The organism is Nocardia africana NBRC 100379 (genome assembly GCF_001612635.1).
Taxonomy (GTDB): Bacteria; Actinomycetota; Actinomycetes; order Mycobacteriales; family Mycobacteriaceae; genus Nocardia; species Nocardia africana.
In genome coordinates this window covers 126,932-150,739 of sequence record NZ_BDAV01000007.1, presented here as the reverse complement: position 1 = coordinate 150,739, position 23,808 = coordinate 126,932, and the positions used below count along the sequence as shown (strand labels likewise).

The following is a 23,808-nucleotide window of genomic DNA, read 5'->3' as shown; positions in this document are numbered from 1 at the left end:
GTGCTCGCCACGCCGCGCCACGCCGCGACACGCTGGGGCAAAAAATCGCGACACGCGGAGAATTTTCAGAAAGTTCCAGGTCGCGCGATTACGGGTCGGTTACGGTCGCATCCGGCCGAGCTCGAATCCGTCGGCGAACCCGTCGGAACAGGGATAACCCCAGGTCACCGGCATGGTGAGGAAATTCCGCGGACCGGTGCCGCGACCTGGCGCGATCGGCGGCGCGACCTGCCCGGTCACGGGCTCGAATACCCGAATCGGGCGCTGACCTGGGGGGTGGGTTCGCAATCGGAGCGCCGCGTGGGTACGGTCGCTGAGACCACCGGGTTACCGGAGGTAGATCTAGCAATGAACGATGAGACGGAGGAACCGTGGCCCTTCCCCAGCTGACTGACGAGCAGCGCGCCGCTGCTTTGGAGAAGGCGGCTGCCGCTCGCCGCGCTCGGGCAGAGCTCAAGGAGCGCTTGAAGCGTGGCGGCACTGACCTGAAGACGGTCCTGAAGGACGCCGAGACCGACGAGGTCCTCGGCAAGATGAAGGTATCCGCGCTGCTGGAGGCCCTGCCCAAGGTCGGCAAGGTCAAGGCGGCCGAGATCATGAGCGAGCTGGAGATCGCGCCGACCCGCCGCCTGCGGGGCCTGGGCGACCGGCAGCGCAAGGCGCTGCTGGCGAAGTTCGACTTCGAAGCCTGATCCGAGGGTGGTCGAACACACACAGAAGGGTCGGCTGGTAGTACTGGTCGGCCCCTCGGCCGTCGGCAAGTCCACCGTGGTCCGTTGCGTCCGGGAACGGCTGCCGGAACTGGTGTTCAGTGTGTCGGCCACCACCCGGGCCCCCCGGCCCGGGGAGGTCGACGGCCGCGACTACCGGTTCGTGACCCGTGCCGACTTCGACACCATGATCGAAGAAGGCGAACTACTCGAATGGGCCGACATCCACGGCGGCCTGCAACGGTCGGGAACCCCGGCCGCCCCGGTGAAGGCGGCACTGGCCGCCGGGAAACCGGTCCTGGTGGAGGTGGACCTCGCCGGCGCCCGCTCGGTCCGAGCGGCGATGCCCGAGGCGCTGCTGGTCTTTCTGGCCCCGCCCAGCTGGGAGGAACTCGTGGCCCGGCTGACCGGCCGTGGCACCGAATCACCCGAGGTGATCGAGCGTCGGCTCGCCACCGCGAAGACCGAACTCGCCGCCTGTGACGAGTTCGACATCGTGATCGTGAACGACGACGTGACCACTGCCTGTGAGCAGTTGGTATCGTTGTTCGTTAGCACAAATTCGAGATGACCGCGGGCGATCCGCGAACTCGTCTCGAACAGCAACTCCCCATCGACCCGCAGGAGCCTCCCTAGTGAGCGACACCAAGACCGTGCCCGCCTACGACACCCCGGTCGGCCTCACCAACCCGCCGATCGACGAGTTGCTCGAGCGCACGTCGTCCAAGTACGCGCTGGTCATCTACGCCGCCAAGCGGGCGCGTCAGATCAACGACTACTACAACCAGCTCGGTGACGGCATCCTCGAGTACGTGGGTCCCCTGGTCGAGCCGGGCCTGCAGGAGAAGCCGCTCTCGGTCGCCATGCGCGAGATCCACTCCGACCTGCTCGAACACACCGAGGGCGAGTGACCCTGCGGTCGTAACCCGCTGTCTCTCCACCGGACCGAAGAGGCTTGATTCAGATGCGAATCGTTGTCGGCGTGGGCGGCGGGATCGCCGCCTACAAGGCGTGCTCGCTGGTGCGCAAGTTCACCGAGACCGGGCACCACGTCCGAGTCATCCCCACCGAGTCCGCACTGCAGTTCGTCGGTAAGGCCACCTTCGAGGCGCTGTCGGGCAATCCGGTCCAGACCGGGGTCTTCGCCGATGTGCCGGAGGTGCCGCATGTGCGCATCGGCCAGGAGGCCGATCTGGTGGTCATCGCCCCGGCCACCGCCGATCTGATGGCGCGCGCCGCCTCCGGCCGCGCCGACGATCTGCTCACCGCCACGCTGCTCACCGCCCGATGTCCGGTGCTGTTCGCTCCCGCGATGCATACCGAGATGTGGGAGCATCCGGCCACGGTCGCCAATGTCGCCACGCTGCGCGCACACGGCTCGACCGTGATGGAACCGGCCTCCGGGCGGCTCACGGGCGCCGACACCGGCCCCGGCCGGCTGCCCGAACCGGAGGAGATCTTCGCGCTGGCCTCGTTGCTGCTCGAACGCTCCGACGCGCTGCCGCGCGATCTGGAGGGGCGCCGCGTCGTCGTCTCCGCCGGTGGCACCCGCGAACCGCTGGATCCGGTCCGGTTCCTCGGCAACCGTAGTTCCGGCAAACAGGGCTACGCGATGGCCCGCGTGGCCGCTCAGCGCGGCGCTCAGGTCACCCTGATCGCCGGCAACACCATCGGCCTCGAGCCGCCCGCCGCCGTCGACGTCGTCCACGTGACGACCGCCGAGCAGATGGGCACGGCCGTCGACAAGCATTCCGTGGGCGCCGACGCGGTCATCATGGCCGCCGCGGTCGCCGATTTCCGGCCGGTCAACGTGGCCGCCGCGAAAATCAAAAAGGGTGCGCACGAGCCGAATTCGATCGAGCTGACCAAGAATCGCGACATTCTGGCCGGACTGGTGCAGGCGCGCCGCGACGGGCAGCTCGGCGGCCTGGCGATCGTCGGTTTCGCCGCTGAAACCGGCGACGAACACGGCGACGTCCTCACCCACGCGCGGGCGAAACTGGCTCGCAAGGGCTGTGACCTGTTGGTGGTCAATGCCGTCGGCGAGGGTAAGGCGTTCGAGGTCGACAACAACGACGGCTGGCTGCTCGGCGCCGACGGTACCGAACAGTCGCTCGACCACGGTTCCAAGGCGCTGCTCGCCAGCCGGGTACTCGATGCGCTGGGTCCGCTGTTGCGTTGAGCCGCAAGTGATTCGACCGGGCCGCCGTCGTGGCGACGCGGTCCGCGCAGCCGTGGTGGCCGCCGCGGGGGCCCGAACGCCGGCGCTCCGCCCGGCCGTGGCAAGTTTGGAATAGTCTGAGGTAAAGGGTTGTGCGGTGACGCGAGGCCGCTACTGTCGCATCCCGACATGAGAAACCCGTTGAGGGAGAGGGAACAACTGTGCGCACGTCCGGTAGCCGGCTATTCACGAGTGAGTCCGTCACAGAGGGTCACCCGGACAAGATCTGTGACGCGATCAGCGATTCCATCCTCGACGCGCTGCTCACCGAGGACCCGCACAGCCGGGTGGCGGTCGAGACCCTGGTAACCACCGGTCAGGTGCATGTCGCCGGTGAGGTCACCACCGAGGCCTACGCCGATATCCCGACCATCGTGCGCGATAAGGTGCTCGAGATCGGCTACGACTCCTCGGCGAAGGGGTTCGACGGCGCCTCCTGCGGCGTGAACGTCGCCATCGGCGCCCAGTCGCCCGATATCGCCCAGGGTGTCGACCACTCGCACGAGGCGCGCGTCGGCGGGTCCGACGACGAGATCGAACGCCAGGGCGCCGGTGACCAGGGCCTGATGTTCGGTTACGCCACCAAGGAGACCCCCGAGCTGATGCCGCTGCCGATCGCGCTGGCGCACCGGCTCTCGCGTCGGCTGACCGAGGTCCGCAAGTCCGGTGTGCTGCCCTACCTGCGCCCGGACGGCAAGACCCAGGTGACCATCGAATACGAGGGTGACCGTCCGGTCCGGCTGGACACGGTCGTGCTCTCGACCCAGCATGCGGCCGACATCGACCTGGACAACCTGCTGGCGCCCGATATCCGGGAGAAGGTCGTCGACGCGGTCCTGGCCGATCTGGAACTGCCCAACCCGCTCGACACCTCCGACATCCGGTTGCTGGTCAACCCCACCGGCAAGTTCGTCCTCGGCGGACCGATGGGCGATGCCGGCCTGACCGGCCGCAAGATCATCGTCGACACCTACGGCGGTATGGCCCGTCACGGTGGTGGCGCCTTCTCCGGTAAGGATCCGTCGAAGGTGGACCGCTCGGCGGCCTACGCCATGCGCTGGGTGGCCAAGAACGTCGTCGCCGCCGGACTGTCCGACCGCGTCGAGGTCCAGGTGGCCTACGCGATCGGCAAGGCCGCCCCGGTGGGCCTGTTCGTCGAGACCTTCGGCACCGAGCAGGTCGACCCGGCGCAGATCTCGAAGGCGATCAGCGAGGTCTTCGACCTGCGCCCCGGTGCGATCATCCGCGATCTGGACCTGCTGCGGCCGATCTACGCGCCGACCGCCGCCTACGGCCACTTCGGCCGCACCGACATCGACCTGCCGTGGGAGCGCACCGACCGCGCCGACAAACTGCGCGCGGCCGCCGGTCTCTGATCGGGTCCGCGCCTGCCGTGGCGGAAGCGGTAGAACCGACGGCGCCCTCCGTTCCGACGGAGGGCGCCGTTTCCGTGCCCGGCTCCTCGACTGCCGAATCGGTCGGCGAGCAATCGACGGAAGAACCTGTGGCGCAGGGGAAGTCGGACCCACACCCCGATGCGGCGGACGGTGCCGATGCGGTGGACGCCGTGGATGTGGTGGTAGACGGCGAGAAGGCTGCCGGGAACCGGCTCGGAAAACCGATCGCGCGGGTGCTGCCGTTGCTCGAACCCGCCCATCTCGACCGCGATTTCGACTACTCGGTGCCGCCGGAGATGGACGAACTGGCCCAGCCCGGGGTGCGCGTGCGGGTGCGATTCTCGGGTCGGCTCATCGACGGTTACATCCTCGAAAGACTGTCGCGCACAGACCATTCCGGCACAATTCAGCCGCTGCAGCGGGTGGTGTCCGGGGAGCGGGTGCTGACTCCGGAGACGGTCCGGCTGGTGTCCGCCGTCGCCGCGCGTTACGCCGGCACCCGCGCCGACGTGCTGCGGCTGGCGATTCCCCCGCGTCATGCGCGCACCGAGGCCGCGGAACCGAAATCCGTTGAGCTACCCGAGGTTCCGGAGGACTTCCCGGCCTGGTCGCAGTATGTGCACGGTGGTTCGTTCCTGTCCGCGCTGCGCCGGGGGAACGGTCCACGCGCGGCCTGGCAGGCGATGCCCGGTGAGCAGTGGCCGCGCCGGCTCGCGGAATTGGCCGCGACAGCGGTCGCGAGCGGTCGCAGCGCGATCGTGATGGTTCCGGACCAGCGCGATCTCGATCGGGTCGTCGCGGAATGCGCTGCCTTGGTGGGGGATGCGGTGGTCGGGCTGTCGGCGGGGCTGGGGCCTGCGGCGAGATATCGGCGCTGGCTCGCGGTGTTGCGTGGTTCGGCGCGGGTCGTGGTGGGGACGCGCAGTGCGGTCTTCGCTCCGGCCCGGGATCTGGGCCTGATCGTGGTGTGGGACGACGGCGACGACACCTACGCCGAACCGCGCGCACCGTATCCGCATGCGCGCGAGGTCGCGATGTTGCGCGCCCACGAAACCGGCGCGGCGTTCGTGGTAGCCGGGTTCGCGCGGACCGCGGAGGCGCAGGCCATCGTCGAATCCGGATGGGCGCACGATCTGCTCGCCGACCGGAAGACGTTGCGCGCCAATACTCCTCGCATCCATGCGCCGGGTGACAGCGATATCGCCCTGGAGCGCGACCCGATGGCGCGGGCGATCCGCATCCCCGGCACCGCCTTCGCCGCGGCGCGCCGGGCCCTCGCCGCGGGTGACCCGGTACTGGTGCAGGTTCCGCGGCGCGGGTACGTCCCGGCGTTGGCGTGCGCGAAATGCCGCACCCCGGCCCGCTGCCGGCATTGCAACGGCCCGCTGTCGTTGCCGGAGAGCGGTACCTGGGGCAGGAGAGACGCCCGGCCGGCCGACGATTCCCGGGGCACGGTGTCCCGGGACCGCGCGGGGCGGTCGGCGGCCGGCCGCGTCGCGGAGACACCCGCGGGCGAGCATCGAGCGGGGTATGCCGGCCCGCTGCGTCCCGACCTTTCCCGCCCGGACCCGGCCACGGAAGAACGCCGTCCGTCGGCGGTTCCCTTGGGCAGCAAGGGGTCCGGGGATATCGCCCAGAGCCTGAGTTGCCGCTGGTGCGGCAAGGTGGAACCGGCCTTCCGGTGCGGTGCGTGCGGTTCTCGGGTGCTGCGGGCGGTGGTGATCGGCGCCCAGCGCACCGCGGAGGAACTGGGCCGTGCCTTTCCCGGTGTGCCGATCCGGGGTTCGGGCGGTGCCGCCGTGCTGGATTCGGTGCCGGACGGTCCACAGGTGGTGGTCGCGACCATCGGAGCCGAACCCGCCGTACCGGGTGGATACGCGGTGGCGCTGCTGCTCGACGGCTGGGCGCTGCTCGGCCGCGCGGACCTGCGTGCCGCCGAGGACGCGTTGCGGCGCTGGATGTCGGCGGCCGCCCTGGTCCGCCCCGCGGGTGAGGTGCTCGTGATGGCCGAACCGTCGCTGCCGACCGTGCAGGCGCTGGTGCGCTGGGATCCGGTCGGGCACGCCCGCCACGAACTCGCCGCCCGCACCGAGGTCCGCTTCCCGCCCGCGGTGCGCCTGGCCGCCGTCGACGGTACGACCGCCACCATCGGCGAACTCCTCGGTGAGACCGCGCTACCGGACGGCGTCGAGGTGCTGGGCCCGGTACCGCTGCCGCCCGGCGCCCGCACACCGTTCTCCGGCGACGCCGCACCCGCCGAGGTCGAACGGATGATTCTCCGGGTCGACCGGCGGGCGGGCTCGGCGCTGTCGCGCGCACTGGCCGCGGCCCTCGCGGTGCGCAGCAGTCACCGCTCGGAAGGCCCGTTGCGGGTACAGATCGATCCGGTCGACATCGGCTGACGCACAAGCGAATTCGGCATGCCCGATCTGGGTGTGGGGACGCTCAGCGGAACATCTCGATATTGCGTCGTGCCCACGCCGAGAAGGGCCGCGGTGCGCGGCCGAGGACCGCCTCGACATCGCCACTGACCAGCAGTTCCTCGGCGGTCGGCGCGCCGATGATCGCCAGGGTGGTGTCGGCGGCGTCGGCGGGCATCACGGTGAGCAGCTGCGCGCGCGCCTGCTCGGCTGTCTGCTCGACGAAACGCACCGGCCGGCCGAGCGCCTCGGCCAGGACCCGCACCCGATCACGCGGCGATTCGGGCGTGGGACCGGTCAGCACGTAGGTCCGGCCGGCGTGACCGGGCTCGCGCAGGGCGGCGGCGGCCACGGCGGCGATATCCTCGGGGTCCACGAAGGGGATCGCGACATCACCGAACGGCGCGGTGACCGTGTGCTGCGTGCGCACCTGGTCGGCCCACATCGCGGCGTTCGATTGAAAACCGCTCGGCCGCAATATGGTCCATTCCAGTCCCGAGTTCTGGACCGCGACTTCGACCCGCTTACCGAACTGTCCGTGCGAGGCGCTGTCGGGCCGGGTTCCGACGCCCTGGGACGACAACAACACGATGTGCCGCACCCCCGCATCCCGGGCCGCGGCCAGCACCGCCGGCACATCCGTTGCCAGCGAACCCGGCGCGAGGAGTAGGAACAGCTGTTCCGCGCCGTCGAGGGCTGCCGCGACCTGGCCCGTATCGGTCATATCGGCCGCGACGTGCCGTACGCCGTGGGGGAGGTCGTCGGGACGGCGGCGGGACACGGCGGTCACCTTCTCGCCCGCTTCGGCGAGCATCCGCACCAACGGCCGTCCGACGTTGCCGGTCGCTCCGGTTACCACGATCATGGTCACTCCTTAGTTAGTTGACTGACTGACTGGCTGAACCGTACGGCATTGCCGGGGGTTGTGTCTATAGTCAGTTGCATGACTAACTCAGTCGCCGGCAAGCGGGCCGGCGGTAAGCGTGAACGGCTCGCCGCCGCGGCCGCCGAGGTCTTCCATCGCCAGGGGGTGGAAAAGACGACGATCGCCGACATCGCCCGGGCCGCCGAGGTGCCCGTCGGCAACGTGTACTACTACTTCAAGACCAAGGATCAGCTGATCCAGGCGGCGATCGGGGCGCATGCCCACACCCTGGAGGGCTTCCTCGCCGACCTCGACCGGGAACCTCGGCCGGTCGATCGGTTGCGTGCGTTGATCCGATCCTGGGTCGATCAGCGCGATCTCGCAGCCCGATACGGTTGCCCGTCCGGCACCCTGGCCGCCGAACTCGACAAACGCTCCGACGGGTTGGAGCGGGAGATGGCCGAGGTGATGGGCGTCCTGCTGGATTGGGTCCAGCGGCAATTCGAAGCGATGGGCCGCGCCGACGCGCGCGAACTGGCTGTCGCGCTCATCGCCTCGTATCAGGGAATTTCCTTGCTCACCAACACCTTTCGCGATCCGGAGCTGATGCGTGCGGAGGGCGACCGCTTGGAGCGTTGGATCGATTCGCTCGCGGCCTGAGCCGCCGCGCCCGCTGTGGCCCGTTCCATACTTGTCAAAGATGCATTGCCGATATATCGTTGATTACGTCAACGTAAGACGATGCCTGAGGAGGCAATCATGGAACGCATGGACAACATGGACAGGTTCGGTCGCGGCCGCCGCCGCGGCCCCCGGCCGGACCCGCACGAGCGCGGCGGACACGAACAGTTCCGTCGCCACTCGCGCGGACACGGCTTCGGGCCCTTCGGCCCGGAATTCGGACCCGGATTCGGTCCGGGCGGCCATGTCGGTCGCGGTCGCGGCCGCGGTGGACGCGGACGGCGCGGAGATGTCCGCGCGGCGATCCTGCTGCTCGTGCAGGAACGTCCGATGCACGGCTACGAGCTGATCCAGCAGATCCGCGAGCGTAGCGACGACATCTGGCGGCCGAGCCCCGGTTCGATCTACCCCGCGCTGTCCCAGCTCGAGGACGAGGGCCTGGTGATCATCGAGAAGGTGGCCGGTCGCAAGACCGCCAAACTCACCGACGCGGGCGCCGAGTACGTCAGCGCACACCGCGACGAACTGGGTGACCCCTGGCAGGACGTCCGCGAGGGCGTCGGCGACCAGGCGCTGGACCTGCGCGAACTGGTCGGACAGCTGATGGGTGCGGTCGGCCAGGTCGCCCGCGCCGGCACTCCCGAACAGGCCGGCAAGGCGGCCGAGGTCCTCACCGAGGCCCGGCGCTCGATCTACCGGATCCTCGCCGACGACGACACCCCCGCGGCCGAGTGAGGCCGATACAGTGGCCCGTCACACGTACCGGTCCACGCGGCGCACAATCGGACTATGGGACGAGGTCGGACACGCCGAGACGGGGGCCTCGCATGGCGTAGGGCGTTCGCCGCGGTGGTGGCGTGCGGGGCGGTATTCGGCGGCAGCGCGAACACCTGGGCCGAACCTCCCGCATCCCCGCCGCCGGACACCCGCCCTGTGGTGGTCCCGACCGAATGGGGCCCACCACAGGGCGACCATCTCACCGCCTCGCGCTATCTGAAAGCGCACCCCGGCACGACGCCGTGGGGTACCAACGATTTCGGCTGCCGGCCCAGCGCCCGGCATCCGCACCCGATCATCCTGGCCCACGGGACCGACGCCACCGCCTACACCGACTGGGGCGGCATCGGCCCGCAACTCGTCGCCGCGGGCTTCTGCGTCTTCGCCCCGAACTACGGCGGCAAACCGGATGCCACCAGCTACGGCACCGAGGACCTGTGGGCGTCCTCGCGACAGTTCGGCGACTTCGTCGACCGCGTCCTGGCGGCCACCGGCGCCGACAAGGTCGACCTGGTCGGATTTTCCCAGGGCGCCAACATCACTCGCTACTACATCGACAAACTCGGCGGCGCTTCCTACGTCGATCAGTGGATCGGACTCGCCTCGCCCAGCTACGGCGCGCAGATGTACGGGCTGGTTCCGCTCGCCGACGCCGCGCCCGGTCTGTGGAACGCCTATCGGCAGGTCACCTCGCTCGCCGCCGTTGAGCAGGCCCAGGGCTCGCCGTTCATGCGCGAACTCGACGCGGGCGGCGACACGGTCCCCGGTGTGCGATACACCACCGTCGGCAGCCGCGTCGACGAGATAATCCAGCCCTCCACCAATATCGCCCTGACCGGTCCGGGCGCGCGCAACATCGTGCTGCAGGATCTGTGCCCCATCGACCTGACCGGGCATTTCCACATGGTGTACGACCCGTTCGTGCAGCAACTGCTACTCACGCTGCTCGACCCCCAGCACGCGCCGCCGCCGCAGTGTGTCTACGTGCCGCTGGGCACCGGAATCGGTGAGGTGATCCTGGGCGCGCATTCCTGACGAAACGGATTTCCGGCCGCCCGTAAAATGGGGCGACCGCAATGTCGTCTCGCCCGGGAGTGTGCCTGTGACAATCCAGCCCGTTCGCCTGTTCGGCGATCCCGTCCTGCGCGCCCGCGCGGACGAGGTCGACGCCTTCGACAGGGAACTCGAGCAGCTGGTCACCGACCTCACCGACACCATGCACGCCAGCCGCGGCGTCGGCATGGCCGCGCCGCAGATCGGGGTCGGCCTGCGGGTGTTCGTCTACGACACCGGTGATGCCGCCGGACATGTGGTGAATCCGGTTTTCGAGGTCCTCGGCACCGACGAGCAGACCGGCCCGGAGGGTTGCCTGTCGATTCCGGGGCTGCGCTACGACGTGACCCGTGCCCACCGCGTGGTCGCGAGCGGCGTCGATATGCGCGGCGAGCCGGTGAAATTCGAGGCCGAGGGTCTGCTCGCCCGCTGCGTGCAGCACGAAACCGATCACCTCGACGGGGTGCTGTATCTGCAGCGGCTGGAACCGGCCACGCGCAAGCAGGCCATGCGCGCGGTGCGGGAATCGGAATGGTTCGCCGCGGGCAAGACGGTGATGTCGGCGGCCGAGGTCGCCGGCAGCCGTCCCGAGTCCGGGCGGGGCGAGTAGATGCGCCTGGTGTTCGCGGGAACCCCCGAACCGGCCGTTCCGTCCCTGCGGCGGCTCATCGAATCCGAACGCCACGAGGTGGTGGCGGTGGTGACGAGGCCGGATGCGGTGGCCGGGCGCGGTCGCAAGGTGACGCGCTCGCCGATCGGGCGGCTGGCCGACGACTACGGCATTCCGGTGCTGACCCCGCGCAAGCCCTCGGAGCCGGAATTCGTTGCGGCACTGACGGATCTGTCGCCCGACTGCTGCCCGGTGGTGGCCTACGGCGCGCTGCTGCCGCGTGTGGTGCTCGACATTCCGCGGCACGGCTGGGTCAATCTGCACTTCTCGCTGCTGCCCGCGTGGCGTGGCGCCGCGCCGGTGCAGGCGGCGGTCCTGGCCGGTGACGAAATCACGGGCGCCTCGACCTTCCGCATCGAGGAGGGCTTGGACACCGGGCCCGTCTATGGTGTGGTCACCGAACGCATCGGCATCACCGATACCGCCGGATCCCTGCTGGAGCGATTGTCGATCTCCGGTGCGCAGCTGCTCGAATCGACCCTCGACGGAATCGAGGACGGCACCGTCCAGGCCGTGCCGCAGTCCGGTGAGGGCATCTCCTATGCGCCCAAGGTGGAGGCCGACGAAGGACATATCCGCTGGGATCAACCGGCGCTGGCGGTCGGCCGCCGGATTCGCGCCGTCACGCCGGCGCCGGGCGCGTGGACCGTCGTCGACGGTAAGCGGCTGAAACTCGGGCCGGTCGAACTGGTCGAGGACCAGCTGCCCGAGCGGGTGATCGAGGTGCGCAAATCCGGTGTCTACATCGGCACCGCCACCACCGCCGTACGCCTGGATCAGGTGCAACCCCAGGGTAAAAGGATGATGCCGGCCCTGGACTGGGCCCGCGGCGCCCGCCTGGAGCCCGGCGCGGTGGTCGAGTGACCGGCCCACGTCGCGGAGGCGAACGACCCGACCGCGACGGCCGGAAGTCGAACGATGCGCGCCGCGGAAAAGATCGGGCGGACAACGGTTCTCGGCATCACGGCGACGCGGGGAGAGGTTCGGGCGGCCGGGGCGGTGATGCCGCTCGCGCCCGCCGGAGCGAGGGGCACGATTCGTCGGACGACCGTGGACGGCGCTCCGGCGCGAGTGATGCTCGTGGTACCGGGCGCGCCGATGCCGGATCGCGACGAGCCTCCGATGGCAGCGGGCCGACTGGGAAACCCGCTGCGGGGCAGCAGAAGTCGCGACCCGAGGCCGGCTCCGATTCCGCGCGGCGCGGGGGCGCCGGAAATCCGTCGCGGGGTACCGACCCGAGGCGGAGAACGCGTGACGATTCGTCCCGCGGCGCGGACTCTCGTCGTGCGGACCGTGATGCGCGGCGGACCGGTCGCCCCGCGGCCCGGACCCAGGGACGACGCGGTGTGGTGGGTGACGCTCCCAGGCTTGTCGCCCGGGACGTACTGCGGGCAGTTCGAGAACGCGACGCGTACGCCAATCTCGTGCTTCCCGTCCTGCTGCGGGAATACGGATTGTCCGGACGCGATGCGGCGTTCGCGACCGAGCTCACCTACGGCTCCTGCCGCGCGATGGGGGTCCTCGACGCGGTGATCGCCGAATGCGCGGGACGTCCGATCACCGAGATCGATGGCCCGCTCCTCGACGTCCTGCGCCTGGGGGTCTATCAACTGCTGCGGACCCGAGTGGGATCACACGCCGCGGTGGACACGTCGGTCGATCTGGTGCGCACCGAATCCGGCAGCGGCAAAGCCGGTTTCGTGAACGCCGTGCTGCGCCGGGCGGCGGCGCGGACACCGCAGCAGTGGGTGGAGGATCTGGCGCCCAAGGATCCGATCGGCCGCGTGGCGTTCGAATTCGGGCATCCGGTCTGGATCGCGCAGGCCTTCGCCGACGCGCTCGGTGCGCGGGCGGGGGAGCTGCGCGACCTGCTCGCCGCCGACGACGAACGTCCGATCGTGCACCTGGTGGCGCGGCCCGGCGATATCACTGCCGAGGAATTGGCGCTGGTCAGTGGTGGTGAGGAGGGCCGCTGGTCACCGTATGCGGTGTACCTGGACAGCGGCGATCCGGGGCAGCTGGAGGCGGTGCGCGAGGGAATGGCCGCGGTGCAGGACGAGGGCAGCCAGCTGGTCGCGCTGTCGCTGACCCGGGCGCCGCTGCTGGGCGAGGACGGCGGGCGCTGGCTCGATCTGTGCGCCGGTCCGGGCGGTAAGACCGCGCTGCTCGGTGCCCTGGCCGATATCGACAGGTATCGGGTCGATGCCGTCGAACCCGCCGAACACCGCGCCGATCTGGTGCGCAAGGCGACGCGCGGCCTTCCGGTCACCGTCCATGTGGTCGACGGCCGCGACTCCGGGCTGGAACCCGGCTACGACCGCATCCTGGTCGACGCGCCGTGCACCGGGCTGGGCGCGCTGCGCAGGCGTCCGGAGGCGAGGTGGCGGCGCACTCCGGCCGATGTGCGCGACCTGACCACCCTGCAGAGCCAATTGCTCACCGCCGCATGGGATCTGCTGCGTCCAGGGGGTGTGGTGGTGTATTCCACCTGTTCCCCACACCTGCCCGAAACCGTGTCCGTCGTCTCTGATTTCGTCCGCCGCTCGCAGGCCGAACAGCTGGACACGCGTGCGTTGCTGCCGGGAGTCACCGATATCGGCGACGGTCCCGCCGCCCAGCTGTGGCCGCACCGTCACGGCACCGACGCCATGTTCATGGCCGCGTTGCGCAAACCGCTCTGACCTCGCTGGCCGCTCAGCCGGCGATCATCGCACCGGCGAGGGCGATGCCGGCCACCCAGGCGGTCGACAGGAGCGCCAGGATCAGCGGGCGCGGCCCGACTCGGCGCAGTGCGGCCAGGCGTACGCCCGCGCCCAGGGCGAACATGGCGGCGGTGAGCAGCGCGGTCTGCAGCAGTTTGGCCGTGGCGAGTGCCGATTCGGGCAGGAGTCCGGTGGTGCGCAGTGCGGCGCAGGCCAGAAAGGCGACGACGAACAGCGGAATCAGGGGCGGCCTGCGGGTTCCGGGCGCGGTGTCCTCGCGCCGCCGGACCTGCCAGCCGATCACCGCCAGCACCGGTGCCAGCAATACGACCCGCGCGAGTTTGACCACGACCGCGACGGTCAGTGCGGCGCCGCCGATGGCGCCTCCGGTCGCGACGACCTGGGCCACCTCGTGCACGGCGCCTCCGGCCCAGATGCCGGCGGTGCGTTCGTCGAGGCCCAGAACGTTCGACAGCAGGGGGAGCGCGCCGATCATGATCGTGCCGAAAACGACCACGAGTGCGATCGCGGTCAGCACTTCCTCGTCTTCGGCGTCGACCACGCCGTCCACCGCTGCCGCGGCGGCCGCACCGCAGATGGAGAATCCGCAGGCGATGAGCAGTCGCTGTGTCCAGCTCAGACCCAGCAGCCGGCCCATGATCATCGTGCCGCCGATTCCGAGGGCGACGATCGCGACGACCACCGCGATCACCGCGGGCCCGAGCCCGAGGATGTCGGCGAATGTCAGCTGCAGGCCGAGCAGCGCGACGCCGATGCGCAGCAGCCGCTTCGCCGAGAACTGCAACCCCGGCTGCACCCGCTGCGGCAGCGGGACGCAATTGGCGAGCACCGCGCCGACGACGATCGCGAGCAGTAGCGGGCTGACCGTCGGCGTGAACTGGGCGATGCCCAGGACGAGAGCGGTGATCGCGACTGTCAGGCTCAATCCGGGGACGATGTCCACCCCCGCCGCCACACCCGGTCGCCCGGCGAATGCGCGGCGCCCGAGGCGCGCTCGCCATCGCTGTCGTGGCGTGCGGGCCGGGATATGCGTGCCGGAGGATCCGATACCGCGCTGCGCACCGGCCGCGCCGCCGGTATCACCGGTTCGGTCCGGTGTGCCCGGCTCGGTGGTATCAGCCGCGTCGTCGGCGGACGCGGCCTCTCGCGAGGAATCCAGACTTGTCATGCCCACAACGGTCTCGTGGATCGGTGGGGTCCGGTAGCGGCCGAAACGGCATCGCACCCATATTGGCCTGATATGGGTTGTGTCCTAAGCATATGATTGCGGTATGGCCGATGTCCGTCCCGACCTGGGTTTCCTGGAGCTGCTGGTCGCGATCGACGACCACGGTAGTCTCGGCGCGGCCGCACGCTCGATCGGCATGGCGCAGCCGAACGCCAGCCGTGCGATGCGGCAGTGGGAGCACCGGCTGGGCCTCGCCCTGCTGCACCGCTCACCGCGAGGCTCCACGCTCACCCCGGCGGGCACCGTCGTCGTGCACTGGGCGCGAGAGGTGCTGGCTGATGTGGACCGGCTACTCGATGCCGCCGCCGCGCTGCGCACCGATCAAGAGGCCGAACTCACCGTCGCCGCCAGCATGACGGTCGCGGAATGTCTGCTGCCCGGTTGGCTCGGCGCGTTCCGCCGCGGTCATCCGGATGTGAAAGTGCATCTGCAGGTGCATAATTCGCGCCAGGTGTGCGATCGGCTGGTGGCCGGGGAATGCGATCTGGGATTCGTCGAATCGCCGGCCGTGCCCGACGGACTGCCGCATGTGACCGTCGCGCACGATCGCCTGCTCGTCGTGGTGGATCCCGGGCATCCCTGGGCGCGGCGCCGCACCCCGCTCACCGTCGCCGAACTGGCCGCCACGCCGCTGGTGGTACGCGAACCCGGTTCCGGTACCCGGAGCACCCTCGATGTCGCGCTGGCCGAATATCCGCGCGCCGAACCACTTCTGGAGCTCGGCAGCGCCGCGGCCATCCGCACCAGCGTGCTGGGTGGCGTGGGGCCCGCGGTCCTCAGCACGCTGGCGGTCGGTGATCATCTTGAGCGCGGCGAGCTGCGCGCGGTCACCGTCGAGGGCCTGGACCTGCGTCGCACCCTGCGCGCGGTGTGGCGTCCACCGCGCAAACTCGGCGGCCCGGCCGGGCAACTGGTGTCCGCCATCGTGCACGGCCGGCGCGCCGCGACACCGCGAACGCCCGATCCGGCGTAGCACGAGGTCACTCGCGGGCGCTCTGCTCCCGCAGCCGCGCAAGGGTTTTCGCGAGGATCCGGGATACGTGCATCTGCGATATCCCCATCCGCTGGGCGATCTGAGTCTGCGTCATCGACTCGAAGAATCGCATGGTGAGGATGCGCCGTTCCCGTTCGGGCAGCCCCGCCAGGAGCGGCCGGATCGCCACGTATTCCTCGACGCGATCGAACTGTGACTCCTCCTCGCCGAGGGTGTCCAGCAGTGAGGCCTCGGTATCGCGGCCCACCGATACCGCGTCGATGGAACTGGGCTGATACGCGTTGCCCGCGATGACGGCCTGGGTCACCTCGTCGGGATGGATGTCGAGTTCGGCGGCGATCTCCTTGGCGGTCGGGGAGCGGCCCAGCGACTGCGAGAGCGAATCGATCGCCGCGCCGATGCGCAAATGGGTTTCCTTGACCCGCCGGGGCACTCGCATGGCCCAGGTGTTGTCGCGGAAGTAGCGCCGCACCTCGCCCATGATGGTGGGCACCGCGAAGGACAGGAAGTTCGAGCCGCGCGAGACGTCGAACCGATCGACCGCGTGGACCAGCCCGACGCGAGCCACCTGCGTCAGATCGTCGAACGGTTCGCCGCGGCCGCTGAATTTGCGGGCGATGTGGTCCGCCAACGGAATACAGCGGTGGATCAACTCGTCGCGCAGCTCGGCGCGGCGGTCCTCACCGGCCTCCGACAGCGCCTGGAACAGCAGGTTCACATCGTCGTATCCGGAGACCGAACCGGTGACCTCGGCGACCTCGTCACCGTCCTCGTCGTCGTCCGGTGTGGTCTCGCCGGCGTCCGCGCGGCCCCGGCCGTCCTCGGCGCCGGTCTCGTCGGGGGATCCGCTCGCGGACGTACCCGCAGTGTCCTCGGCGTCGTCGGCCTCGGACACGCTGTCGTGCTCGATCACTACGCCTTCCCCCGGACCCGGCGAAATTCGACCACCGTCGGGTATCCGGAAATCGCCGAATCGAAGGGCTCCTGTGCGACGTCGATCCCATCGGTGAGGGTCCGCAGCACATGCCAGCCGAAGCTGCGCTGGTCGGGCAGTTTCGAGGTGGCCGCGATCCCGGCCACCCGGACGAGTAGGTCGGTGTCGCCCACGGTGAAGCGGCACTGCAAGGTGCTGCCGGGGACGGCGAGTTCGATCAGCGTCGAGCACGCCTCGTCGACGGCCAGCCGGATGTCGGCGACCTCGTCGAGTGTGAAATCGCTGAGCAGGACCAGTGTTTCGGCCAATCCGCGCACGATGGGCAGTTGCGACACGGTGGCCGCCACTCCGATTTCGACGGGTGTGCTGCGCAGTCCCTCTTCAGCCGACATGTTGATCACCCTACGAAGGCTACCCAACTTCGCGTCGCGCAATCGCCGACAGTGCCGAAAACCGGTGTGATCGACCCAGTACACTCACGCGCTGTGTCCACCTCGAATTCCCACTTTCACCGGCCGTCGCCGATGATCGCACCGTCCATCCTGTCCGCTGATTTCGCTCGTCTGGCGGAGGAGGTACGCGCCGTCGAGGGAGCGGACTGGCTGCACGTCGATGTGATGGACAACCACTTCGTACCGAACCTGACCCTGGGTCTGCCGGTGGTACAGAGTCTGCTGAAGACCACCGACATCCCGCTGGACTGCCATCTGATGATCGAGGATCCGGCCCGCTGGGCGCCCCCGTACGCGGAGGCCGGTGCCTACAACGTGACCTTCCACGCCGAGGCGACCGACGATCCGGTCGCGGTGGCCCGTGATATCCGCGCCGCCGGCGCCAAGGCCGGATTGTCGGTGAAACCGAATACGCCCATCGAGCCGTATCTGGAAATTCTGCGCGACTTCGACACCCTGCTGGTGATGAGCGTCGAGCCCGGATTCGGCGGGCAGTCGTTCATTCCGCATGTGCTCGAGAAGGCGCGCGCGGTCCGCCGGCTCGTCGACAGCGGTGAATTGCGTCTTGTCGTCGAAATCGACGGCGGCATCAATATGGACACCATCGAAGCCGCTGCCGAGGCCGGGGTGGACTGCTTCGTCGCCGGTTCCGCGGTCTACGGCACGGACGATCCGGCCGCGACCGTGGAGGCGTTGCGCGAGAAGGTCATCGCGACGGAGCAGGCGGCACGGCGCTGAGCCGCGCGGCCTCCACGACCGCGGCCATGGGGACGACCGCCTCGAGATGGTCCGGCGTCTGCACCCAGATCCGATAGCCGGTTCGTTCGTCCTCGGCCGAGGGCAGCACCACGTGACTGCCCGTGCACGCGACCGTCGTGTACAGCCGGAACAGTTCGGCCGCAACGGATGTGCTGACGCCGGCGGAGCACGACGGTCCGGTGATGAAGGTCCAGCGCCGCGCGCGCGGATGGTGAACCACGGGAGTGACGAGTCCGGACTGGGTGAGCTGACGCAGGACCCGCTCACCCAGATCGGCCGGCATGGTGACCGCACCGAATTGCTGCCCGACTTCGAGCACGATGTGCCGGGCTGCGTCGTCCACCGTCGCGGGGAGATGAAAGATGCGGCGATACCGCTCGCACCGATCCGTGAGAGACGTATCGATCACTGTGGTCACGCCACACCCCCATGAGGTTGTTGTCCCGAACTGTCGGCATCGAATGAACTGTTGGAATCAACTACATAACAATATTGCTACCGAATTCGCCCTGGTGCAAGCGTAGGGGTTGAATTCGCAGTCACGTGGGTAACGAATCGAATTCGGTCGCGAACCGGGCCGGTGGAAGCCGGATATTCGACCCGTGAAAACGTGAATCGAATTTCCTTCATCCGGAAATTTCAGACTATTCCTTTTCGGTTTCCGGCCTCCGGCCGTATTGCGGGGGCGCCGATGGGCCCGCCCGGCGCGCCGCAGAGATGGTGCCCGGTTCAGGGGATATTTCCGGTCCGGAGGTCTCGAATGCCCGGACGCGACCGGCCGGTGGGACGGCCGGATGTGCTCTGCTACAGCGCGTCGTTACGCTGATGACACTGCGGCCCACTGGGGAATACCCCGGGCCGCCGGCACCGTTTGCGCTAGCGGACGCCCCGACGCGGTGGGCGCCGGGCTGACAGGAGACACGGATGTTCACAGGCATCGTCGAGGAGCTGGGCGAGATCGTCGCCGCCGAGCGGTCCGCGGATGCGGCCAGGCTCACCATTCGCGGCGCGACCGTGACCTCCGATGCCCGCCACGGTGATTCCATCGCGGTCAACGGCGTCTGCCTGACCGTGGTCGACGTGGTCGACGGTGACAGCTTCACCACTGACGTGATGGGTGAGACGCTCAACCGCTCCGGTATCGGCAAACTCGACATCGGCTCGAAGGTGAACCTGGAGCGCGCCGCGGCGGTGAACAGCCGGCTGGGTGGCCACATCGTGCAGGGCCACGTCGACGGCACCGGGGTCATCCTGTCGCGCACCCCCTCCGACAACTGGGAGGTGGTGCGAATCTCGTTGCCCGACAACCTCGCTCGCTACGTGGTCGAAAAGGGGTCGATCACCGTGGACGGCATCTCGCTGACCGTCTCGGGTCTCGGCGTGGACGACGCCGGCGAACCCGGGCATCGCGACTGGTTCGAGGTCTCGCTGATTCCCACCACCCGTGAACTCACGACCCTCGGGTCCGCGCCCGCCGGCACCGCCGTGAATCTGGAGGTCGACGTCATCGCCAAATATGTCGAGCGACTCCAGCAGCGTGGCTGACCGGAGCAACCGCGACGTCGTACCGGCGACCCGACCCAGTAGGCTCGAGTCGCACCTATTCCGAAGTGGAGCACAGCAGACGTGACCAGGTTCGACACCATCGAGCGCGCAGTCGCCGATATCGCCGCCGGTAAGGCGGTAGTCGTCGTCGACGACGAGGGCCGGGAGAACGAGGGCGACCTCATCTTCGCCGCGGAGAAGGCGACCCCCGAGTTGGTGGCTTTCATGATCCGATACACCTCCGGCTATATCTGTGTGCCGTTGACCGGTGCGGACTGCGATCGGCTGGGCCTGCCGCCCATGTATTCGATGAACCAGGACAAGCACGGCACCGCGTACACGGTCTCGGTGGACGCGCGAGAAGGCATCAGCACCGGCATCTCCGCAGCCGACCGCGCCACGACCATGCGCCTGCTGGCCGATCCGGCCTCCCGCGCCGACGAGTTCACCCGGCCGGGCCACGTCGTGCCGCTGCGCGCCAAGGACGGCGGAGTGCTGCGCCGCCCGGGCCACACCGAGGCGGCCGTGGATCTGGCCCGGATGGCCGGTCTGAGCCCGGCGGGTGTGATCTGCGAGATCGTCAGCCAGAAGAACGAGGGCGATATGGCCCGCACCGAGGAGTTGCGGATCTTCGCCGACGAGCACGAGTTGGCGCTGATCTCGATCGCGGACATGATCGCGTGGCGCCGCAAGCACGAGAAGCAGGTCGAGCGGATCGCCGAGGCGCGCATCCCCACCAAGTACGGCGAATTCAAGGCCGTCGGCTACAAGAGCATCTACGACGATGTCGAACATGTGGCGCTGGTCCGCGGCGATCTGAGCGTCGACTCCGGAGACGACGTCCTGGTGCGCGTGCACTCGGAATGCCTGACCGGTGACGTGTTCGGCTCGCTGCGCTGTGACTGCGGCCCGCAACTGGATGCGGCCATGGAGATGGTCGCCGCCGAAGGTCGCGGTGTGGTGCTCTACATGCGCGGTCACGAGGGCCGCGGCATCGGGCTGATGCACAAGCTGCAGGCCTATCAGCTGCAGGATTCCGGCCACGACACGGTGGACGCGAACATCGAACTCGGCCTGCCCGCCGATGCCCGCGACTACGGCACGGGGGCGCAGATCCTGGTCGATCTCGGGATCAAGTCGATGCGGCTGCTCACCAACAATCCGGCCAAGCGGGTCGGCCTGGACGGTTACGGCCTGAGCATCACCGAGCGGGTGCCGATGCCGGTGCGCGCCAACGCCGAGAATCTGCGGTATCTGCGCACCAAGCGCGACCGGATGGGCCACGACCTGGTCGGCTTGGACGACCTGGATCTCGGCGAGACCGCGCAGTAGTCGGAATTCATGAGAAGGGGTATCGGTCGATGAGCGGTACGGGCGTACCGGAGTTCGCGCTGGCGGATGCGAAGGAGCTGACGGTCGGCATCGTCGCCTCGCGCTGGCACACCACCATCTGCGATACGTTGCTCGCCAACGCCGAGCGGGTGGCCCGGGAAGCGGGCGTCGAGCAGATCACGGTCGTGCGCTGTGCCGGGGCGATGGAATTGCCGGTGGTCGCGCAGGCGCTGGCCCGCACGCACGACGCGGTCGTGGCTCTGGGGGTCGTGATCCGCGGGGAGACACCGCATTTCGAATACGTCTGCGATGCGGTCACCGCCGGTTTGACCCGGGTGTCCCTGGACGAGGGCACGCCGGTCACCAACGGAGTGCTCACGGTGAACACCGAGGAGCAGGCCCTCGATCGTGCGGGCCTGCCGGATTCGGCCGAGAACAAGGGCGAGCAGGCGGGTGCGGCGGCCCTGGACGCCGCGCTGACCCTGCGCGCGCTGCGCCGAGAAGTCTGAGCCGATGCCGCCGGTCGTTCGCCTGTTCACACGCGGTCCGCAGCCACCGGCCGCGGACGCGCCGCAATGGGATCTCGAGGTGCGTCCGCGCCGGGCGGTGCGCACCGCGCGCATCGTGGCGGCGGTGATCGCGGTGTTGTTCGTCCTGGCCGGGGTGCTGTCGAGTAATTCGGCGACCGGGGTGAACTTCCGCGGGGCCGACCAGGTCGCCATCATCTGCTTCGGATTGTTGCTGGCCGGCGCCGTGCTGCTGCTGACCAGGCCGCGGGTGCGCGTCGGGCCGCAGGGCGTGGTGGTCCGCAACATCCTGGGCGACAACGAGTTTGCCTGGGCCGATATTCGCGGCGTCGCGATTCCGGACAAGAAGTCCTGGGCGCGACTGGAATTGGCCGGCGACGAATACGTCCCGATGCTGGCGATCCGGGTCAACGACAAGGATCACGCCGCCCGCGCGATGGACCGCTTCCGCGAACTCGGCGCGAAGTACACCGCCGCACAGCAGGACTGACCGGTCAGCGGGTGTCGCCCAGGACGATGCCCTCCCGCCGCGGATCCGCCCCGCCGATCCAGCCGCCGTTCTCGCGCTGCAGGGCGCTGAGTCCGCTGGACTGCGGGTCGACCGAGACCTGATGGCCCATCTCGCGCAACTTCTGCACCAGTGGGTCGTGGGCGCCGTTGTCGGCGGCGTCGATCGCGGGATGTTCCCCGCCGACGCCGGTCACCGGTGTGTTCGCCGCGCCGAAGGCCACCTGGGATACCGCCTGCTGCGGGTCCAGATGCCAATCCAGCAGTCCCACCAGCGCTTTCACCACGAACTGGATGATCACCGAACCGCCCGGCGAACCGGTGACGTCCACCAGCTGTCCGCGGGACCCGTCCGGCGCCCGATCGAACACCAAGGTGGGGCTCATCGAGCTGCGTGGCCGCTTCCCGGGCTGTACCCGGTTGGCCAGCGGCACACCGTTCGCATCGGCCGGTTCGGCGCTGAAGTCGGTGAGCTCGTTGTTCAGCACGAATCCGTCGACCAGATGGAACGATCCGAACGCGGACTCGACGGTGGTGGTCATGGTCGCGGCGTTGCCGTACCGGTCCACGACGGAGATGTGGCTGGTGCCGTGTTCGGGTTGCTGCACGCCGGTGCCGAGCGGCACCGGACCGAAGTCACCCGGCTGCGCGGTGCCCATGGAATGGTTCGGGTCGATGAGGGCGGCCCGCTGCTTCAGATAATCCTTGTTCACCAGCGCGGCGGGGGAGCCGCCGGGCAGCGGAACGAAATCGGGGTCGGCGATGTACTTGTCGCGGTCGGCGTAGGCCAGCCGCTCGGCCTCCGAGATCAGGTGTACCGCTTCGGCTTTCGGTGTGCCCCCGTTGCGGTCGAGGCGGTCCGGGGGCAGGCCGGCGAGATCGAAGTTCTCCAGAATCCCGAGGGCCGCGGCGACGGTGATACCACCCGAGGACGGATTGGGCATCCCGCAGATCCGGTGGGTGCGGTAGTCGGTGCACAGGGCGGTGCGCTTCTTCGCCTGATACCGCGCGAGATCGTCCAGCGAGATCTGCCCGGGGGTGCGGCCACCGCTGGTGGTCGCGGTGGCGTCGACGATGTCGCGGGCGACCGCGCCGGTGTAGAAGGCGTCGGGGCCGTCGGAGGCGATGGCGCTCAACGTCTTCGCCATGGCCGGATTGGCGAGGTGGAAGCCTCGTGGTTTGGGGGAGCCGTCGGGCTGCAGGAAGTATTGCCTGGCATTCGCGTCCCGGGCGAGGTCCGGCGCCGACTGCGCGATCTGGCTCGCCATCCGGGCGCTGATGTCGAAGCCGTTGTCTGCCAGCGAGATCGCGGGATCGAACAGGTCGCGCCAGGACTGCTTGCCGTGGTCGCGATGGGCCGCCTCGAGCAGGCGCAGCACGCCCGGCACGCCGATCGACCGCCCGCTGGCACGCGTATTCGGTTGCGGCGCCGAGTGATCGGTGTCGCTGATCCAGCGCAGATAGTTCTCCGTCGCGGCGGCGGGTGCGACCTCGCGCCCGTCGTAGGCGTCGACCGATCCGGCCGCGGCGTCGTAGTAGAGCAGGAATGCGCCGCCGCCGATGCCGGAGGCCTGGGGCTCGACCAGTCCCAGTACCGTCTGCGCGGCGATGAGCGCATCGGCCGCGGTGCCGCCGCCGGCCAGGACCTCGCAGGCGGCATGGGTGGCCAGCGGGTTCGCGGTGGAGACCGCGAAGGTGTGGGTGCGCACCGGGGTCATGTCGCTGCGGTATCCGGTGGCGATCTCGGGATTGGTGGCCAGATTCGTCGCACTCGCGGCCGGTCCGGCCGCCGCGGTGATCGGGGTGCCGTCCGGGCCTGCGACGCAGCTCCGGCCGGCCTCGGAGGTGCTCGAGGAGCAGCCCGTGAGTAGTCCGGTGGTCAGCAGCAGGGCGGCGCTCGCGCCGGCCAGAATCGCTCGCGTGCGCCTCATGCAGGCACTTTAACGCGCATCGGCCCCACCACGCCGGGCATCATTCCCACACCGGGTAACCTCGAGCCGCCCCGACCTCGAC

Annotated in this window: 24 protein-coding genes; 18 read left to right on the top strand and 6 right to left on the bottom strand. The window is 69.2% G+C overall.

The genetic code is table 11. The features are described 5' to 3' along the window. The first annotated feature begins 371 nt into the window (after positions 1-371). The 6 genes from mihF (at position 372) to NA3_RS12430 (ending at position 6,730) form a co-directional block, all read left to right on the top strand. Positions 372-692 carry an integration host factor, actinobacterial type gene (gene mihF / locus NA3_RS12455; protein WP_030513994.1) on the top strand — a complete coding sequence of 107 codons (321 nt, stop codon included), beginning with the start codon at positions 372-374 and terminating at the stop codon, positions 690-692. Positions 693-699: 7 nt separating this feature from the next. Beyond that, complete coding sequence (gmk, locus tag NA3_RS12450) at positions 700-1,281, top strand: guanylate kinase (protein ID WP_039779181.1); 582 nt, start codon at positions 700-702, stop codon at positions 1,279-1,281. 64 nt (positions 1,282-1,345) lie between these two features. Then, positions 1,346-1,621, top strand: coding sequence for a DNA-directed RNA polymerase subunit omega (gene rpoZ / locus NA3_RS12445; protein ID WP_025350704.1), 276 nt, complete (start codon positions 1,346-1,348; stop codon positions 1,619-1,621). 53 nt (positions 1,622-1,674) lie between these two features. Beyond that, entirely contained in the window at positions 1,675-2,892 is a 1,218-nt protein-coding gene (coaBC, locus tag NA3_RS12440) for a bifunctional phosphopantothenoylcysteine decarboxylase/phosphopantothenate--cysteine ligase CoaBC (protein ID WP_062963764.1), read from the top strand. Positions 2,893-3,092: 200 nt separating this feature from the next. Then, the gene (gene metK, locus NA3_RS12435; protein WP_062963763.1) at positions 3,093-4,307 is read left to right on the top strand and encodes a methionine adenosyltransferase; all 1,215 of its coding nucleotides are present in this window, start codon (positions 3,093-3,095) and stop codon (positions 4,305-4,307) included. Positions 4,308-4,507: 200 nt separating this feature from the next. Next, positions 4,508-6,730, top strand: coding sequence for a primosomal protein N' (locus tag NA3_RS12430; RefSeq protein ID WP_227995462.1), 2,223 nt, complete (start codon positions 4,508-4,510; stop codon positions 6,728-6,730). Between the two features lie 43 nt (positions 6,731-6,773). Here NA3_RS12430 and NA3_RS12425 read toward each other — a convergent pair whose 3' ends face one another. Further along, the gene (locus tag NA3_RS12425) at positions 6,774-7,613 is read right to left on the bottom strand and encodes an NAD(P)H-binding protein (RefSeq protein ID WP_062964005.1); all 840 of its coding nucleotides are present in this window, start codon (positions 7,611-7,613) and stop codon (positions 6,774-6,776) included. A 78-nt stretch (positions 7,614-7,691) separates the two neighbouring features. Here NA3_RS12425 and NA3_RS12420 point away from each other — a divergent pair, with 78 nt between their 5' ends. The 6 genes from NA3_RS12420 (at position 7,692) to NA3_RS12395 (ending at position 13,475) form a co-directional block, all read left to right on the top strand. Then, positions 7,692-8,273 carry a TetR/AcrR family transcriptional regulator gene (locus NA3_RS12420; protein ID WP_062963762.1) on the top strand — a complete coding sequence of 194 codons (582 nt, stop codon included), beginning with the start codon at positions 7,692-7,694 and terminating at the stop codon, positions 8,271-8,273. Positions 8,274-8,390: 117 nt separating this feature from the next. Next, complete coding sequence (locus NA3_RS12415; protein WP_062964004.1) at positions 8,391-9,029, top strand: PadR family transcriptional regulator; 639 nt, start codon at positions 8,391-8,393, stop codon at positions 9,027-9,029. A gap of 54 nt (positions 9,030-9,083) precedes the next feature. Next, positions 9,084-10,106 (top strand): lipase family alpha/beta hydrolase, encoded by a 1,023-nt coding sequence (locus tag NA3_RS12410; protein ID WP_084491504.1) that lies wholly within the window; start codon positions 9,084-9,086, stop codon positions 10,104-10,106. Positions 10,107-10,173: 67 nt separating this feature from the next. Continuing rightward, positions 10,174-10,734 carry a peptide deformylase gene (gene def, locus NA3_RS12405; protein ID WP_062963761.1) on the top strand — a complete coding sequence of 187 codons (561 nt, stop codon included), beginning with the start codon at positions 10,174-10,176 and terminating at the stop codon, positions 10,732-10,734. After that, complete coding sequence (gene fmt / locus NA3_RS12400) at positions 10,735-11,658, top strand: methionyl-tRNA formyltransferase (RefSeq protein WP_062963760.1); 924 nt, start codon at positions 10,735-10,737, stop codon at positions 11,656-11,658. A 485-nt stretch (positions 11,659-12,143) separates the two neighbouring features. Further along, entirely contained in the window at positions 12,144-13,475 is a 1,332-nt protein-coding gene (locus NA3_RS12395; RefSeq protein ID WP_062964002.1) for an RsmB/NOP family class I SAM-dependent RNA methyltransferase, read from the top strand. 13 nt (positions 13,476-13,488) lie between these two features. Here the strand turns inward: NA3_RS12395 and NA3_RS12390 are convergent, their stop codons facing one another. Next, positions 13,489-14,685: a YeiH family protein gene (locus NA3_RS12390; protein ID WP_084491502.1), complete on the bottom strand. Its 1,197-nt coding sequence runs from the start codon at positions 14,683-14,685 to the stop codon at positions 13,489-13,491. Positions 14,686-14,788: 103 nt separating this feature from the next. Here NA3_RS12390 and NA3_RS12385 point away from each other — a divergent pair, with 103 nt between their 5' ends. Beyond that, the gene (locus NA3_RS12385; protein ID WP_062963759.1) at positions 14,789-15,718 is read left to right on the top strand and encodes a LysR family transcriptional regulator; all 930 of its coding nucleotides are present in this window, start codon (positions 14,789-14,791) and stop codon (positions 15,716-15,718) included. 7 nt (positions 15,719-15,725) lie between these two features. Here the strand turns inward: NA3_RS12385 and NA3_RS12380 are convergent, their stop codons facing one another. Together NA3_RS12380 and NA3_RS12375 are read right to left on the bottom strand one after the other, a co-directional pair. Next, on the bottom strand, positions 15,726-16,457 hold the full coding sequence (locus tag NA3_RS12380) for an RNA polymerase sigma factor SigF (RefSeq protein WP_167354988.1): 732 nt from the start codon (positions 16,455-16,457) through the stop codon (positions 15,726-15,728). A gap of 194 nt (positions 16,458-16,651) precedes the next feature. Continuing rightward, a complete protein-coding gene (locus NA3_RS12375; protein ID WP_227995124.1) occupies positions 16,652-17,065 on the bottom strand; it encodes an ATP-binding protein in 414 nt (137 codons plus the stop codon). A gap of 132 nt (positions 17,066-17,197) precedes the next feature. On the opposite strand from NA3_RS12375, the gene rpe reads away from it, so the two are divergent. Continuing rightward, positions 17,198-17,863 carry a ribulose-phosphate 3-epimerase gene (gene rpe, locus NA3_RS12370; RefSeq protein ID WP_062964000.1) on the top strand — a complete coding sequence of 222 codons (666 nt, stop codon included), beginning with the start codon at positions 17,198-17,200 and terminating at the stop codon, positions 17,861-17,863. On the opposite strand, the gene NA3_RS12365 is transcribed toward rpe, so the two are convergent. Then, positions 17,832-18,302 (bottom strand): hypothetical protein, encoded by a 471-nt coding sequence (locus tag NA3_RS12365; RefSeq protein WP_062963756.1) that lies wholly within the window; start codon positions 18,300-18,302, stop codon positions 17,832-17,834. The genes rpe and NA3_RS12365 overlap by 32 nt on opposite strands. Positions 18,303-18,808: 506 nt before the next feature. On the opposite strand from NA3_RS12365, the gene NA3_RS12360 reads away from it, so the two are divergent. From NA3_RS12360 to NA3_RS12345, 4 genes are all read left to right on the top strand, one after another. Continuing rightward, complete coding sequence (locus NA3_RS12360; protein ID WP_062963755.1) at positions 18,809-19,429, top strand: riboflavin synthase; 621 nt, start codon at positions 18,809-18,811, stop codon at positions 19,427-19,429. Between the two features lie 81 nt (positions 19,430-19,510). Further along, positions 19,511-20,761 carry a bifunctional 3,4-dihydroxy-2-butanone-4-phosphate synthase/GTP cyclohydrolase II gene (locus tag NA3_RS12355; protein WP_062963754.1) on the top strand — a complete coding sequence of 417 codons (1,251 nt, stop codon included), beginning with the start codon at positions 19,511-19,513 and terminating at the stop codon, positions 20,759-20,761. A gap of 29 nt (positions 20,762-20,790) precedes the next feature. After that, positions 20,791-21,270, top strand: coding sequence for a 6,7-dimethyl-8-ribityllumazine synthase (ribH, locus tag NA3_RS12350; protein WP_030514014.1), 480 nt, complete (start codon positions 20,791-20,793; stop codon positions 21,268-21,270). 4 nt (positions 21,271-21,274) lie between these two features. Beyond that, positions 21,275-21,778 carry a PH domain-containing protein gene (locus NA3_RS12345; protein WP_084491501.1) on the top strand — a complete coding sequence of 168 codons (504 nt, stop codon included), beginning with the start codon at positions 21,275-21,277 and terminating at the stop codon, positions 21,776-21,778. Positions 21,779-21,782: 4 nt separating this feature from the next. On the opposite strand, the gene ggt is transcribed toward NA3_RS12345, so the two are convergent. Further along, complete coding sequence (gene ggt / locus NA3_RS12340; RefSeq protein ID WP_062963753.1) at positions 21,783-23,726, bottom strand: gamma-glutamyltransferase; 1,944 nt, start codon at positions 23,724-23,726, stop codon at positions 21,783-21,785. Positions 23,727-23,808: the final 82 nt, after the last annotated feature.

Bases quoted from the DNA above. Each gene is read 5' to 3' on its own strand.
- coaBC (WP_062963764.1), top strand. From the start codon at position 1,675: ATGCGAATCGTTGTCGGCGTGGGCGGCGGGATCGCCGCCTACAAGGCG.
- NA3_RS12425 (WP_062964005.1), bottom strand. From the start codon at position 7,613: ATGATCGTGGTAACCGGAGCGACCGGCAACGTCGGACGGCCGTTGGTG.
- NA3_RS12420 (WP_062963762.1), top strand. From the start codon at position 7,692: ATGACTAACTCAGTCGCCGGCAAGCGGGCCGGCGGTAAGCGTGAACGG.
- NA3_RS12415 (WP_062964004.1), top strand. From the start codon at position 8,391: ATGGACAGGTTCGGTCGCGGCCGCCGCCGCGGCCCCCGGCCGGACCCG.
- NA3_RS12410 (WP_084491504.1), top strand. From the start codon at position 9,084: ATGGGACGAGGTCGGACACGCCGAGACGGGGGCCTCGCATGGCGTAGG.
- fmt (WP_062963760.1), top strand. From the start codon at position 10,735: ATGCGCCTGGTGTTCGCGGGAACCCCCGAACCGGCCGTTCCGTCCCTG.
- NA3_RS12390 (WP_084491502.1), bottom strand. From the start codon at position 14,685: ATGACAAGTCTGGATTCCTCGCGAGAGGCCGCGTCCGCCGACGACGCG.
- NA3_RS12385 (WP_062963759.1), top strand. From the start codon at position 14,789: ATGGCCGATGTCCGTCCCGACCTGGGTTTCCTGGAGCTGCTGGTCGCG.
- NA3_RS12375 (WP_227995124.1), bottom strand. From the start codon at position 17,065: ATGTCGGCTGAAGAGGGACTGCGCAGCACACCCGTCGAAATCGGAGTG.
- rpe (WP_062964000.1), top strand. From the start codon at position 17,198: ATGATCGCACCGTCCATCCTGTCCGCTGATTTCGCTCGTCTGGCGGAG.
- NA3_RS12360 (WP_062963755.1), top strand. From the start codon at position 18,809: ATGTTCACAGGCATCGTCGAGGAGCTGGGCGAGATCGTCGCCGCCGAG.
- ribH (WP_030514014.1), top strand. From the start codon at position 20,791: ATGAGCGGTACGGGCGTACCGGAGTTCGCGCTGGCGGATGCGAAGGAG.
- NA3_RS12345 (WP_084491501.1), top strand. From the start codon at position 21,275: ATGCCGCCGGTCGTTCGCCTGTTCACACGCGGTCCGCAGCCACCGGCC.
- ggt (WP_062963753.1), bottom strand. From the start codon at position 23,726: ATGAGGCGCACGCGAGCGATTCTGGCCGGCGCGAGCGCCGCCCTGCTG.